General features: G+C 54.0%; 19 protein-coding genes. 8 read left to right on the forward strand and 11 right to left on the reverse strand.

Translation table 11 applies throughout. The features are described from left to right. Positions 1-17: 17 nt before the first annotated feature. The 4 genes from cgtA to rplU form a co-directional block, all read right to left on the reverse strand. Positions 18-1193: an Obg family GTPase CgtA gene (cgtA, locus tag UTM25_RS12690; protein ID WP_023333597.1), complete on the reverse strand. Its 1176-nt coding sequence runs from the start codon at positions 1191-1193 to the stop codon at positions 18-20. Positions 1194-1208: 15 nt separating this feature from the next. Beyond that, entirely contained in the window at positions 1209-2174 is a 966-nt protein-coding gene (locus UTM25_RS12695) for a DMT family transporter (RefSeq protein WP_194401325.1), read from the reverse strand. Positions 2175-2270: 96 nt separating this feature from the next. After that, positions 2271-2528: a 50S ribosomal protein L27 gene (rpmA, locus tag UTM25_RS12700; protein WP_004385076.1), complete on the reverse strand. Its 258-nt coding sequence runs from the start codon at positions 2526-2528 to the stop codon at positions 2271-2273. A 19-nt stretch (positions 2529-2547) separates the two neighbouring features. Beyond that, positions 2548-2859, reverse strand: coding sequence for a 50S ribosomal protein L21 (rplU, locus tag UTM25_RS12705; RefSeq protein ID WP_003025032.1), 312 nt, complete (start codon positions 2857-2859; stop codon positions 2548-2550). Positions 2860-3116: 257 nt separating this feature from the next. On the opposite strand from rplU, the gene ispB reads away from it, so the two are divergent. Together ispB and sfsB are read left to right on the forward strand one after the other, a co-directional pair. Continuing rightward, the gene (gene ispB / locus UTM25_RS12710) at positions 3117-4088 is read left to right on the forward strand and encodes an octaprenyl diphosphate synthase (protein WP_045355402.1); all 972 of its coding nucleotides are present in this window, start codon (positions 3117-3119) and stop codon (positions 4086-4088) included. Between the two features lie 229 nt (positions 4089-4317). Then, a complete protein-coding gene (sfsB, locus tag UTM25_RS12715; protein WP_023309348.1) occupies positions 4318-4605 on the forward strand; it encodes a DNA-binding transcriptional regulator SfsB in 288 nt (95 codons plus the stop codon). A 60-nt stretch (positions 4606-4665) separates the two neighbouring features. Here the strand turns inward: sfsB and murA are convergent, their stop codons facing one another. The 7 genes from murA to mlaF form a co-directional block, all read right to left on the reverse strand. Next, positions 4666-5925 carry a UDP-N-acetylglucosamine 1-carboxyvinyltransferase gene (gene murA / locus UTM25_RS12720; protein ID WP_023309349.1) on the reverse strand — a complete coding sequence of 420 codons (1260 nt, stop codon included), beginning with the start codon at positions 5923-5925 and terminating at the stop codon, positions 4666-4668. Between the two features lie 50 nt (positions 5926-5975). Beyond that, entirely contained in the window at positions 5976-6230 is a 255-nt protein-coding gene (gene ibaG / locus UTM25_RS12725; protein ID WP_008501458.1) for a BolA family iron metabolism protein IbaG, read from the reverse strand. A gap of 126 nt (positions 6231-6356) precedes the next feature. Then, entirely contained in the window at positions 6357-6650 is a 294-nt protein-coding gene (gene mlaB / locus UTM25_RS12730) for a lipid asymmetry maintenance protein MlaB (protein ID WP_194401326.1), read from the reverse strand. Next, the gene (mlaC, locus tag UTM25_RS12735; protein WP_029739617.1) at positions 6650-7285 is read right to left on the reverse strand and encodes a phospholipid-binding protein MlaC; all 636 of its coding nucleotides are present in this window, start codon (positions 7283-7285) and stop codon (positions 6650-6652) included. Before mlaC ends, mlaB begins: the two co-directional genes overlap by 1 nt. An 18-nt stretch (positions 7286-7303) precedes the next feature. Next, positions 7304-7852 carry an outer membrane lipid asymmetry maintenance protein MlaD gene (gene mlaD / locus UTM25_RS12740; RefSeq protein ID WP_023309352.1) on the reverse strand — a complete coding sequence of 183 codons (549 nt, stop codon included), beginning with the start codon at positions 7850-7852 and terminating at the stop codon, positions 7304-7306. 4 nt (positions 7853-7856) lie between these two features. Next, the gene (gene mlaE / locus UTM25_RS12745) at positions 7857-8639 is read right to left on the reverse strand and encodes a lipid asymmetry maintenance ABC transporter permease subunit MlaE (RefSeq protein WP_010436044.1); all 783 of its coding nucleotides are present in this window, start codon (positions 8637-8639) and stop codon (positions 7857-7859) included. Between the two features lie 7 nt (positions 8640-8646). Then, positions 8647-9459, reverse strand: coding sequence for a phospholipid ABC transporter ATP-binding protein MlaF (mlaF, locus tag UTM25_RS12750; protein WP_194401327.1), 813 nt, complete (start codon positions 9457-9459; stop codon positions 8647-8649). A gap of 227 nt (positions 9460-9686) precedes the next feature. On the opposite strand from mlaF, the gene UTM25_RS12755 reads away from it, so the two are divergent. From UTM25_RS12755 to lptB, 6 genes are read left to right on the forward strand one after another with little or no spacing between them, the layout of a single operon-like run. After that, positions 9687-10664, forward strand: a complete 978-nt coding sequence (locus UTM25_RS12755; protein ID WP_094934467.1) for a calcium/sodium antiporter — start codon at positions 9687-9689, stop codon at positions 10662-10664. Between the two features lie 13 nt (positions 10665-10677). Then, complete coding sequence (kdsD, locus tag UTM25_RS12760) at positions 10678-11664, forward strand: arabinose-5-phosphate isomerase KdsD (RefSeq protein ID WP_023333606.1); 987 nt, start codon at positions 10678-10680, stop codon at positions 11662-11664. A gap of 14 nt (positions 11665-11678) precedes the next feature. Next, positions 11679-12245 carry a 3-deoxy-manno-octulosonate-8-phosphatase KdsC gene (gene kdsC, locus UTM25_RS12765; protein WP_023309356.1) on the forward strand — a complete coding sequence of 189 codons (567 nt, stop codon included), beginning with the start codon at positions 11679-11681 and terminating at the stop codon, positions 12243-12245. After that, positions 12242-12817 carry an LPS export ABC transporter periplasmic protein LptC gene (gene lptC / locus UTM25_RS12770; protein ID WP_023309357.1) on the forward strand — a complete coding sequence of 192 codons (576 nt, stop codon included), beginning with the start codon at positions 12242-12244 and terminating at the stop codon, positions 12815-12817. Before kdsC ends, lptC begins: the two co-directional genes overlap by 4 nt. After that, positions 12786-13340: a lipopolysaccharide ABC transporter substrate-binding protein LptA gene (gene lptA / locus UTM25_RS12775; protein WP_023309358.1), complete on the forward strand. Its 555-nt coding sequence runs from the start codon at positions 12786-12788 to the stop codon at positions 13338-13340. The genes lptC and lptA overlap by 32 nt, the downstream gene beginning before the upstream one ends. A gap of 6 nt (positions 13341-13346) precedes the next feature. After that, positions 13347-14072: an LPS export ABC transporter ATP-binding protein gene (gene lptB, locus UTM25_RS12780; RefSeq protein WP_023309359.1), complete on the forward strand. Its 726-nt coding sequence runs from the start codon at positions 13347-13349 to the stop codon at positions 14070-14072. Positions 14073-14089: the final 17 nt, after the last annotated feature.

Below are 14089 nucleotides of genomic sequence, written 5' to 3' on the forward strand. Positions count from 1 at the left end.
GGGGCTTTGGACAGATATTAGTGCTTGTAGATGAACTCGACGCCTTCTTCGTCGTCTTCATCCCAGTCATCGTCCCAGTCTTCATCATCTTCTTCCGCTTCCAGCTCTTCGAGCTGCTGACGGTGGTAGTCATCCCACATGAATTCGACTTTTTCAGGCTGTTTCGCTTCTTCCGCCTGAACAATTGGGTTCTCAATGATGAAGGTCATCACATCCCAGCACAGATCTTTCACGCCAACCTGGCTTGCCGCAGAGATCAGGTAATATTTATCTTCCCAACCCATTGCTTCAGCAATCGCTTTAGCTTTCGCTTCCGCTTCGGCTTTGTCCATCAGGTCGATCTTGTTGAAGACCAGCCAGCGTGGTTTATTCGCCAGTTTTTCGCTGTATTTTTCCAGCTCACCGATAATGATGCGGGCGTTTTCAACCGGATCGGAACCATCGATAGGATCGATATCGATAAGGTGCAGCAGCACGCGGCAACGCTCAAGGTGTTTCAGGAAGCGAATGCCCAGACCCGCACCTTCCGCAGCGCCTTCAATCAGACCCGGAATATCGGCAACCACAAAGCTCTTCTCGTTATCCATACGGACAACGCCCAGGCTTGGTACCAGCGTGGTAAACGGATAGTCCGCCACTTTTGGTTTCGCCGCAGAAACCGCGCGAATGAACGTCGATTTACCGGCGTTTGGCATACCCAGCATGCCCACGTCTGCCAGAAGCATCAGCTCCAGCTGCAGATCGCGCTTATCGCCCGGGGTCCCCATCGTTTTCTGACGCGGAGTACGGTTAACGGAGGATTTGAAACGGCTGTTACCCAGACCGTGCCAGCCGCCTTTCGCCACCATCAGGCGCTGACCGTGTTTGGTCATGTCACCCATGGTTTCACCGGTTCCCTGGTCAATCACACGCGTACCGACCGGAACTTTAATGGTGACGTCTTTACCGCGTTTCCCGGTACAGTCACGGCTCTGGCCGTTCTGGCCACGTTCAGCGCGGAAGGATTTTTCGAAACGGTAGTCGATCAGCGTGTTGAGGTTCTCATCCGCCTCCAGCCACACGTCACCACCATCCCCGCCGTCGCCGCCGTCAGGACCACCACGTGGGATATACTTTTCACGGCGGAAGCTCACGCAACCATTGCCGCCATCACCAGCCACGACCAGGATCGTCGCTTCATCAACAAACTTCATTTTACTCTCCGTAACTCATTCGCCTGAGCGGGGGACTACTACAACCGCTTCATTTTTGCGCCAACGTCCCCAAAGACGATGACCAATGGCGGAATACATCGCGCCCGCAACCACGACAAACGCACCGAGATAACCCAACAGGTTGAGCATCGGTCTGACGAAGACATCGGGCCAGGCCATTGATAACAAATCTGAAAATAACAGCGTAAACAGCGGAGTAAGCGTAATTAACGCGCTCACCTGTGCTGCCTGCCAGCGCGCCATCGCTTCGGCCAGCGCGCCATAACCGACCAGCGTGTTCAGCCCACAAAAAATGAGGCACGCCAGTTGCCAGTCGCTAAGCTGGGAAATCACACCCGGCTTGGCTAATGGCAGCAATGCTATTGTACACAAAGTGTACAGTAAAAAGAGGATCTGCTGTGAGGCAAGTCGCCGCAATAACACCTTTTGTGCGACGCCATAGCTCACCCAGACCGTTGCTGCCCCCACACCAAAAATTACACCCCATGTGTAATCCGTCAGGCGGGTGAAAATCTCTATCAGACTGGTGTTGAAGAACATCACCAGACCGCACAACAGCATGCTCGCCCCGATAATCTGCGTACCGCGCATCTTCTCCTTGAGGATAAAGACGCTAGCGACCATCATGCCCACCGGTGAAAGCTGACCTATCACCTGCGACGCCGTGGGGCTGAGATATTGCAGGGAAGAGCTGAACAGGATGAAGTTACCGAACAGACCGCCCGTCGCGATAGCCAGCAATACCAGCCAGCGCGGTTTGCGGAAAAGCCGCAAGGGTGGAAGCTTACCTTTGATAGCCAGAATAACCCCGAGGCCGATGCTTGCCATCAGAAAGCGATAAAAGACCACCGTAGGCGGCTCCATCACTTCCAGAACCTGCTTCATTGCAATTGGCAGCGCACCCCAGCACATTGCGGTAGTGAGCGCCAAAAGAATACCCATGCCGGCCTGCTGCTTCATGCCCGTTTTCCCTACAGAAAAAATTACCGGGTTTCCAATGTAAAAAGCCCCGCAACAGGTTGCGGGGCTTTAATCCGTTACCGGACCGAGAAAACCTTACTCAGCAACGATGCTGATGTATTTACGGTTGTTCGGGCCTTTAACTTCAAATTTCACTTTACCGTCTGCTTTAGCAAACAGAGTGTGGTCACGACCGCAACCTACGTTGTTGCCAGCGTGGAATTTGGTACCACGTTGACGAACGATGATGCTACCCGCCAGAACGGATTCGCCACCGAAACGCTTAACGCCAAGGCGTTTAGCTTCTGAATCGCGACCGTTACGTGTGGAGCCGCCAGCCTTTTTATGTGCCATTTAAATCTCTCCTCAGGTCTTAGGCGCTGATGCCAGTAATTTTCACATCAGTGAACCACTGACGGTGGCCCTGCTGCTTACGGTAGTGCTTACGACGACGAAACTTAACGATTTTAACTTTCTCGCCACGACCGTGTGCAACAACTTCAGCTTTGATAACGCCGCCATCAACGAAAGGAACGCCGATTTTGACTTCTTCACCGTTTGCGATCATCAGAACTTCTGCGAACTCAACAGATTCGCCAGTTGCGATGTCCAGCTTTTCCAGGCGAACGGTCTGACCTTCGCTTACTCGGTGTTGTTTACCACCACTTTGGAAAACCGCGTACATATAAACTCCGCTTCCGCGCACGTCCTCGTATGAATCAGAGTGCGCTATAAATATTCACAATAGGGCGCGAATATTACGCAAAACGCGAGCCTTTGACAAGTGCTACCGTCAATACATGAAGAAAAAAAACACAACACGTACGGTAACGTTTATCTGTGCCGTTTTTTCAGTACAATCAGCACTACTATTGATAAACCGAAACCCTTCGTTACCCCATTGAAGATGGGATCAACAGGATAAAAAGCCCGGCTTTTGCGATGAATTTAGAAAAAATCAACGAGTTAACCGCGCAAGATATGGCGGGTGTGAATGCAGCAATCCTGGAGCAACTCAACTCTGACGTTCAGCTGATCAATCAGTTGGGCTATTACATCGTCAGCGGCGGCGGTAAACGCATTCGTCCGATGATTGCCATTCTGGCTGCCAGAGCCGTTGGCTATCAGGGAAATGCTCACATCACTATCGCAGCGCTCATCGAATTTATTCACACGGCGACGCTTCTGCATGACGATGTTGTGGATGAATCGGATATGCGTCGTGGCAAAGCCACGGCAAACGCCGCTTTTGGAAACGCAGCCAGCGTCCTGGTGGGGGATTTTATCTATACCCGTGCCTTCCAGATGATGACCAGCCTGGGCTCACTGAAAGTGCTGGAAGTGATGTCCGAAGCCGTAAACGTCATTGCTGAAGGCGAAGTGCTGCAGCTGATGAACGTCAACGACCCTGACATTACCGAAGAAAACTACATGCGCGTCATCTACAGCAAAACTGCGCGCCTGTTTGAAGCGGCTGCCCAGTGTTCCGGCATTCTGGCTGACTGTACCGAAGCACAGGAAAAAGGCCTGCAGGACTATGGCCGCTATCTGGGTACGGCATTCCAGCTGATTGATGATTTGCTGGACTACAGTGCGGACGGCGAGACGCTCGGCAAAAACGTGGGCGATGACCTCAACGAAGGCAAACCAACTCTGCCGCTGCTTCATGCTATGCGCAATGGAACAGCCGACCAGGCGAAAATGATCCGTGAAGCGATTGAGCAGGGAAATGGCCGCCATCTTCTGGAACCTGTCCTGGAAACCATGGCTATCTGCGGATCGCTGGAATGGACGCGTCAGCGTGCGGAAGAAGAAGCCGACAAAGCCATCGAAGCGCTTCAGGTCATTCCAGACAGCCCATGGCGCGATGCACTGATTGGTCTTGCCCACATCGCCGTTCAGCGCGACCGTTAATCCCCTTGTTTCTCCCCGCAGCGATAGCGGGGAGATTCCAGTACACACCTGTAAATTCTGTGTTCATGTAAATTCATCGGTTTAGAGACCGCATGAATAAAGCCGTGTCTTATTCTGAATATCCCTTCAAGTAACGCGAACTTTTTAGAACAAGAAGTTGAAATGGGTATAGTAACCGCGTCGTTTCAGAAGAAACGGCGTAGGTGAATCCGAACTTAAGGACGGCGTTATGGATACGAAATTTATCGACTGGCACACGGCTGATATTATTGCCGCACTGCGCAAAAGAGGCACTTCACTGGCAGCAGAGTCCCGCCGCCATGGACTGAGTTCTTCAACTCTGGCAAACGCCCTCACCCGCCCCTGGCCCAAGGGAGAATTAATTATCGCGACGGCGCTGGATACTCATCCGTGGGTAATTTGGCCTTCGCGCTACCACGATCCCATTACCCATGAATTTATCGACAGATCGCGCATGATTCGCCAGAGAAAGGTAAAAAGAGAACCGCAGGAATAACGCGTTTTTGACAGGAACAGCAACCCCCCGGTCATTGCTGGCAGGGGGCTGCCGGAACGATTACTCGCCCTTCACACGCTCGATGTTGGCACCCAGCGCGCGCAGTTTATCTTCGATACGCTCATAACCACGATCGATGTGATAGATACGATCCACGATCGTTGTGCCTTCCGCGATACAACCCGCCAGCACCAGGCTTGCAGACGCACGCAGATCGGTTGCCATCACCTGAGCACCTGACAGTTTCTCAACACCGTGGCAGATCACGGTATTACTTTCGATCTCAGCATGCGCGCCCATACGGATCAGCTCCGGTACGTGCATAAAGCGGTTCTCGAAAATGGTTTCTGTGATGAAGCCAGTGCCTTCGGCTACCAGGTTCAACAGGGTGAACTGCGCCTGCATGTCCGTTGGGAACGCCGGATGCGGCGCCGTACGCACATTGACCGCTTTTGGACGCTGGCCGTGCATATCGAGGCTGATCCAGTCTTCACCGATTTCGATATCCGCACCCGCATCGCGCAGTTTCGCCAGCACCGCATCCAGGGTATCTGGCTGCGCGTTGCGACAAACAATCTTCCCGCCAGAAATCGCCGCAGCGACCAGGAAGGTACCGGTTTCGATACGGTCCGGCAGAACGCGATAGACGCCGCCACCCAGACGCTCAACGCCTTCGATGGTGATACGGTCGGTACCCTGACCGGAAATCTTCGCCCCCAGCGCCACGAGGAAGTTGGCGGTATCCACGATCTCCGGTTCGCGCGCGGCGTTTTCGATGATGGTAGTACCTTCTGCCAGCGTCGCCGCAGACATAATGGTGACAGTTGCGCCCACGCTCACTTTGTCCATGACGATATGCGCGCCTTTCAGACGACCATTAACGGACGCTTTAACGTAACCTTCTTCCAGCTTGATCTCGGCGCCCAGTTTTTCCAGACCAAAGATGTGCAGGTCAACCGGACGCGCACCGATGGCGCAACCGCCCGGCAGAGAGACCTGACCCTGACCAAAACGCGCCACCAGCGGGCCAAGCGCCCAGATGGATGCACGCATGGTTTTCACCAGATCGTAAGGGGCTGAGAAATTGTTCACCTTGCTGGCGTCGATCCAGACGGAACCGTTACGCTCAACTTTCGTGCCCAGCTGGGTGAGCAGCTTCATGGTGGTGTCGATATCTTTCAGCTTCGGTACGTTCTGAATTTCTACCGGCTCTTCAGCCAGCAGCGCAGCAAAGAGGATTGGCAGCGCGGCGTTTTTAGCGCCAGAAATTGTGACTTCGCCCTGGAGACGCGTTGGCCCCTGTACACGAAATTTATCCATTGTGTGCTCTCTTATAAATTCAACCGTGCTGCGGGCCTGTCGCCCTCAGCTCAAAAACCGTTTAGTTTGCGATCGCGTGCCCACTCTTGCGGGGTGAACGCTTTAATCGACAGGGCGTGGATGCGGTTATCCGCAATATATTCCATCAGCGGCGCGTACACAGCCTGCTGTTTCTTCACGCGGCTCATACCGTCGAACATCTCACCCACAGCAATAACCTGGAAGTGACTGCCATCGCCAGTGACGTGGGCTTCCTGAAGGGAGAGTGCATTCATCAGCACTGTCTGGATTTCATGATTTTCCATGGGCTCTTAATCATCTGATAGTGAAAACAAGCCCAACATCTTAGAGCAAAGTGGCGTTGTCTTAAACAAGCAAAAAGCCCCGACGATGAAACAGTCAGGGCTTTCGGAAGTAACGCACTGAAAATATTAACGAGGCAGTACGTCCTGAGGGAGATTGTAGAGCTGCGCAAGGGTCACGACATTATCGCTCGCGCCGTGAAGCGTGACGCTTGTTCCCTGCTTTTTCCCCACGGCAATCAGATGGGCAAGCAGCGCAACACCCGCCGTATCTACCCGCGTGACGTCTGTCAAATCGATAAGCGTCACGCCCTGCATCGCTTCGTGGCGTTTGTCCCACAGTGGGTTCAGCAGATCCTGATCCAGTTCACCGGACAGCTTTAATGTTTCGCCTTCACGCGCCCAGCTGAGTTGCTGTAACATTACTTCTTCTCGTCCAGGGTAATTTTCTGGCGAGAGATAGACTGCAGCTGAGCGGTCAGGCCATCAATGCCTTTGGTGCGCAGCAGGTCGCTCCATTCGTTCTGTTTGGTGGTGATCATGCTTACTCCTTCGGCAATCATGTCATACGCCTGCCAGTGACCGGTCTGGCTGTTTTTACGCCACTGGAAATCCAGACGAACCGGCGGACGACCGTTAGGATCGATGATCGTCACACGGATAGGGACGATGGTCGCATCGCCCAGCGGCTGCTCAGGCGCAATCTGATAGGTCTGGCCGTGGTACATCGCCAGCGCCTGGCCATAAGCCTGTTTCAGGTATTCACGGAACGCGGCAAAGTAGGCATCACGCTGCGCAGGGGTCGCGTCTTTGTAATAACGTCCCAGCACCAGCGCACCCGCATATTTAATCTGCACGTACGGCAGCAGCTCCTGGTCAACAACTTCACGCAGATAATCAGGATTAGCACGAATTTTAGGCTGTTCGTTTTTAAGACGGTCGAAGGTCTTTTTCGCCGCTTCGTCCATCAGTTTGTACGGGTTACTCTGATCCGCAGCGTGGGCGGCGGTAAGAGGGGCGATGACCAGCATGGCAACCATTAACAGTCGTTTAAACATGAATGACTTCTCCTGATATTAATTCGCAGCACCTGGCGTCGGTGCGACGTCGGTATGATCTTCGCTCTGCGCTGGGGCAGCGTCGGATTTTTTCTCATCCCCTTTACTGCTGTAAAGGAACTGACCAATCATATCCTCCAGCACCATCGCGGATTTCGTATCCTGAATGACGCTACCGTCTTTAAGGATAGTCGTTCCCAGCTCGGGATCTTCAAAGCCGACGTTAAGCGCCAGATATTGTTCGCCCAGCAGACCGGAAGTGCGGATAGAAAGGGAACTGGTGTCCGGGATATGGTTGTAACGCTCTTCGATATCCATCGCGACGCGTGGCAGGTAGGTTTTCTCATCAAGCGTAATGTCAGATACGCGTCCGATCACCACGCCGCCGATGCGAACCGGTGAACGCGCCTTCAGCCCGCCGATATTATCGAAGGTGGCATAGATGCGATACGTCGGCTCGGTGCGCACAGACGTGATATCCGCCGCTCTCAGGCAGATAAACAGCGCGGCCAGCAGCGCCAGCAGCAGGAATACACCGACCCAAATTTCATTTTTTCTCGTTTGCATGAACTCAATTCCCAAACATCAGTGCGGTGAGCACAAAATCCAGACCCAGTACGGCCAGCGACGAATGTACGACTGTACGTGTAGTTGCGCGGCTAATGCCCGCCGACGTCGGGATGGCATCGTATCCATTGAACAATGCAATCCAGGTGACCGTAATGGCAAATACCACGCTTTTAATCAGGCAGTTAACCAGATCCATCCGCAGGTCGATGGCGTCCTGCATCGCGGACCAGAAGAAACCGGCATCAATGCCTTTCCAGTGAACGCCAACCAGCGAACCGCCCCAGATACCCACGGCGACAAACAGAATAGTCAGTAACGGTAAAGAGATCACCCCAGCCCAGAAACGCGGCGAGATCACGCGACGCAGCGGATCGACCGCCATCATCTCCATGCTGGAGAGCTGCTCGGTCGCACGCATAAGGCCAATTTCAGCCGTTAATGCCGACCCCGCGCGCCCGGCGAACAGCAGCGCCGCCACAACTGGCCCCAGCTCGCGCAGCAGCGAGAGCGCCACCAGCATCCCAAGGCTGGTTTCCGCACTGTAGGTTGTCAGAACAAGATAGCCCTGTAGCCCAAGCACCATACCGATAAACAGACCGGAGACAATGATGATGAGCATCGACAGCACGCCGACATTATAAAGCTGCCGCACCAGCAGCGGTGCGTGCTTGCGGAATTCCGGCTTGCCGACCAGCGCGTTGAATAACATCAATCCGGCACGCCCGAACGTCCTGATGGTTTTTATGCCACGGTGTCCGAGAGCGGCCAACGCATTTAACAGCATGAGTGGCTTAACTCCCTATTCCCAGTAAATCGTCACGATAGTCGCCCGCCGGGTAGCGGAACGGCACGGGGCCATCGGCAATACCGTCGAGGAACTGCCGCACGCGTGGATCGCAATTTTCCTGCAGCGCCTGAGCGCTGCCGTGTGCGACGATCTTTTTGTCCGCCACGATATAGGCGTAATCGGCAATGCTCAATACTTCAGGTACGTCGTGAGATACCACAATGCAGGTGACGCCAAGCGCGCTGTTCAGTTCAGAGATGAGCTTAACAAGCACGCCCATCGTGATGGGATCCTGTCCAACAAACGGTTCGTCGAACATGATTAAATCAGGTTCTAATGCAATGGCTCGCGCCAGCGCGGCGCGGCGCGCCATCCCGCCGGATAGCTCCGAAGGCATCAGCTTCGCGGCGCCCCGCAAACCGACGGCTTCGAGCTTCATCATCACCGTGCTTTTCAGCAGTTCAGGCGGCAGGCTGGTATGCTCGCGCAGCGGATAGGCCACATTATCAAAGACATTCATGTCGGTGAACAAGGCTCCCGACTGAAAGAGCATGCTCATGCGTTTGCGGACAGTATACAGACGCGAGCGTGACATCTCCGGGATGTTTTCGCCATCGAAGAGGATTTCACCGCGATTGGGTGGGATTTGCCCACCAATGAGGCGCAGCAGGGTCGTTTTACCGATCCCGGACGGCCCCATGATGGCAGTGATCTTGCCACGCGGTACGGTCAATGAAATATCATCAAATATCAATCTGTTGGCGCGAGAAAAACTCACGCCGCGAACATCGACTAAATTCGCCATCGTTTGGCTCATTTATGGTTCCTTTATTACCCTGCTCACGTTAAGGCATGCCGCCTGAATCAGCCCTCAACTCCGCATTTTTACAGAATAATAGCCGTTGAGGTTAGCGAAAGCTGGCATTTGTTTTACTTTTCCGGCGCATAAAGTCAAAATTAGGAATTCGTTACGCCTCAGACTGTATGCAGTCCAGCCATTCCCGTGCGATGGACCGACGAGTATACCTGAAGAAAGGACTTTTGATGCTTTTAGCAACAGCACTGTTAATAATTGGTTTACTTTTGGTGGTCTACAGTGCTGACCGTTTAGTGTTTGCTGCATCTATCCTGTGTCGCCTGACGGGCGTACCGCCTGTCGTCATCGGGATGACCGTTGTCAGTGTGGGAACGTCACTTCCTGAAATCATCGTCTCTGTCTCGGCATCGCTGCATGGTCAGTTAGACCTGGCAGTAGGTACCGCGATTGGCTCCAACATCGTTAATATACTCTTGATTTTAGGCCTGGCCGCACTGCTCCATCCATTTCGCGTGCATTCTGATGTTCTGCGCCGCGAATTGCCGCTAATGTTAATCGTAAGCCTGCTGGCAGGCTGCGTATTTTACGATGGTGTGCTGAGCTACAGCGACGGCATTTTCCTGCTGGCGCTGGCCGTTATTTGGCTGCTGTATAGTGTTAAAATCGCCCGTCTGGCTGAGAAGCAGGGTCAGGATAGCCTCACGCGGGAGCAGGTCGCCGAACTGCCGCGAGAAGGCACGCTGCCTGTTGCCCTGCTCTGGCTTGGCGTTGCGCTGATCATCATGCCGATGGCAACGCGCATGGTCGTGGATAACGCGACGGTGCTGGCGAACTATTTCGCCATCAGTGAACTGACCATTGGCCTGACGGTTATCGCCATCGGCACCAGCCTGCCGGAGCTGGCCACGGCCATTGCGGGGGCTCGTAAAGGTGAGGATGACATTGCCATAGGTAATATCATCGGTTCCAACATATTTAATATCGCCATTGTGATGGGCCTGCCGGCCCTGATAACGCCAGGGCCCTTTAATCCCCTGGCGTTATCACGCGACTACGGTGTGATGTTATTGGTCAGCGTGATATTTGCCCTGCTCTGCTGGCGGCGGCAACGACAGATCGGCAAAGGCGCAGGCGCGCTGCTGACGGGTGGATTTATCGTATGGATGGCGATGCTGTACTGGCTCTCGCCTCTTCTCTCTGGGTAAACGGAAACGCATTATGTCGCAAATAGAATTGCAGCCGGGTTTTGACTTTCAGAAAGCAGGCAAAGAGGTTCTGGAGATTGAACGTGAAGGTCTGGCGCAGTTAGATCAGTACATTAATCAGGATTTTAGTCTGGCATGTGAGAAGATGTTCTACTGTGCCGGCAAAGTCGTGGTGATGGGGATGGGTAAGTCCGGACACATTGGACGCAAAATGGCGGCAACGTTTGCCAGCACCGGAACCTCTTCCTTCTTTGTACATCCGGGGGAAGCCGCGCACGGTGACCTGGGTATGGTCACGCCGCAGGATATCGTCATCGCGCTGTCCAACTCCGGGGAGTCTAATGAAATTCTGGCGCTGATCCCGGTACTGAAGCGACTGCAGGTGCCGCTTATTTGCATGACCAGCCGTCCGGAAAGCAGCATGGCGCGCGCAGCTGATATTCACCTGTGCGTGAAAGTGCCCAAGGAGGCCTGTCCGCTCGGCCTGGCGCCGACGTCCAGCACCACCGCCGCGCTGGTCATGGGTGATGCGCTTGCCGTCGCGCTGCTCGAAGCCCGCGGTTTTACGCCGGAGGATTTCGCGCTTTCCCACCCGGGCGGCGCGCTGGGGCGGAAGCTTCTGCTTCGGGTTAACGATATTATGCACACCGGGGATGAGATCCCTCACGTCAGTAAAGAAGCCTCCCTGCGTGATGCGCTGCTGGAAATCACCCGTAAGAATCTGGGTATGACGGTCGTCTGCGACGATCTGATGAAAATTCAGGGGATCTTCACCGATGGCGACCTGCGTCGCGTGTTCGACATGGGTGTAGATGTCCGCACGCTCGGTATTGCCGATGTGATGACGCCGGGCGGTATCCGCGTCCGTCCGGGTACGCTGGCGGTGGATGTGCTGAACCTGATGCAGTCCCGTCACATTACCTCAGTGATGGTTGCCGATGGCGACCAGTTGCTGGGTGTGGTACATATGCATGATCTGCTGCGCGCAGGCGTAGTGTAATGAAGGATAAGACAATGAGTAATGCGGGTGCATCCCTTGCAACCTGTTATGGACCGGTCAGCACCCAGATGATGGCGAAGGCGGAAAACATTCGTCTGCTCATCCTGGACGTGGATGGCGTACTTTCCGATGGCCTGATTTACATGGGCAATAATGGTGAAGAACTGAAAGCGTTTAACGTTCGCGACGGCTACGGTATCCGCTGTGCGCTCACCTCGGGTATTGAGGTGGCTATCATCACCGGGCGAAAAGCTAAACTGGTAGAAGACCGCTGTGAAACCTTAGGAATTACCCATCTGTATCAGGGTCAATCCGATAAGATGGCAGCGTTTAAGGATTTACTGGGTAAACTGGCTATCGCACCGGAAAACGTGGCCTACGTCGGGGACGATCTGATTGACTGGCCCGTGATGGCTGAAGTCGGGCTGAGCATCGCCGTTGCCGATGCGCATCCGCTGCTGATCCCGCGCGCTGATTATGTCACCCACATCAACGGGGGCCGTGGTGCCGTACGTGAAGTCTGCGATCTGCTTTTGCTGGCGCAGGGCAAGCTTGATGAGGCCAAAGGGCAATCGATATGAGTAAAACCAGACGCTGGATTATCATTTTGCTTTCGCTTGTCGCACTGGTCTTGATTGGCGTGAACCTTGCCGATCGCGACGATACGCAAACGGAAGTGGTCAACAATAACGATCCAACCTATAAAAGCGATCACAGCGACACCGTGGTCTACAGCCCGGAAGGCGCGCTGAACTATCGCCTGATTGCCCAGCATGTTGAATATTTTTCAGATGACGGTATTTCGTGGTTTACCCAGCCTGTCATGACCACATTTGATAAGGACAAAGTTCCGACGTGGTCAATTAAGTCAGATCGGGCAAAACTGACAAATGACCGTATGCTTTATCTGTATGGTCACGTTGAAGTCAACGCCCTGACCGCTGACTCGCAACTGAGAAAAATTACGACGGATAATGCCCAGATTAACCTGGTAACCCAGGACGTGACCTCGCAGGATCTGGTCACACTGTATGGCACAACATTTAATTCCAGCGGTTTGAGAATGCGCGGGAACTTACGCAGCAAGAACGCCGAGCTGATTGAAAAGGTTAGAACCTCCTATGAAATTCAAAACAAACAAACTCAGCCTTAAAGTAATTATCGCCAGCGCGATGCTGGCGACCAGTCTCCCCGCACTTGCTGTAACGGGCGATACCGACCAACCGATCCATATCGAGTCTGATACCCAGTCTCTCGATATGCAGGGCAACGTCGTCACCTTCACGGGTAACGTCGTCATGACTCAGGGCACCATCAAAATTAACGCCGACAAAGTGGTCGTGACCCGCCCGGGTGGCGAGCAGGGCAAAGAGATCATTGATGGTTACGGCAACCCGGCAACCTTCTACCAGATGCAGGACAACGGCAAGCCGGTGAAAGGTCACGCCTCGCATATGCACTATGAGCTGGCGAAGGACCTGGTCATCCTGACCGGAAACGCGTATCTGGAACAGCTGGACAGCAACATTACCGGCGACCAGATCACCTATCTGGTGAAAGAGCAAAAAATGCAGGCCTCCAGCGAGAAAGGCAAACGCGTCACGACCGTACTGGTTCCGTCGCAGCTGCAGGACAAAGGCAAAGGCCAGGCCCCGGCACAGAAGAAGAGTAACTAATTCGTTATGGCAACATTAACTGCAAAAAATCTCGCGAAGGCCTACAAGGGCCGCCGTGTCGTAGAAGATGTCAGTCTGACCGTCAACTCCGGCGAAATTGTAGGGCTGCTTGGCCCTAACGGTGCGGGTAAAACCACCACCTTCTACATGGTCGTTGGCATTGTGCCACGCGATGCAGGCAACATTATCATTGACGATGAAGACATCAGCCTTCTGCCGCTGCACGCGCGCGCGCGTCGCGGGATCGGCTACCTGCCGCAGGAAGCTTCCATTTTCCGTCGTCTCAGCGTTTACGATAACCTGATGGCGGTCCTGCAAATTCGTAACGATCTAACCAGCGAACAGCGTCAGGATCGTGCCAACGAGCTGATGGAAGAGTTCCACATTGAGCATCTGCGTGACAGCCTCGGTCAGGCACTCTCCGGGGGTGAACGCCGTCGCGTTGAGATTGCGCGTGCGCTGGCTGCAAACCCGAAATTTATCCTTCTGGATGAACCGTTTGCCGGCGTTGACCCGATCTCGGTTATCGACATTAAACGCATCATTGAACACCTGCGTGACAGCGGGCTTGGCGTACTGATCACCGACCACAATGTCCGTGAAACGCTGGCCGTGTGTGAACGCGCGTATATTGTGAGCCAGGGCAATCTGATCGCCCACGGTACGCCGCAGCAGATCCTCGAAGACGATCATGTTAAGCGCGTCTATCTTGGGGAAGACTTCAGACTCTGATAGGGTAGAGGTAACGT

It is taken from the genome of Enterobacter sp. 61D5, assembly GCF_034107965.1.
Classification (GTDB): domain Bacteria; phylum Pseudomonadota; class Gammaproteobacteria; order Enterobacterales; family Enterobacteriaceae; genus Enterobacter; species Enterobacter cloacae_M.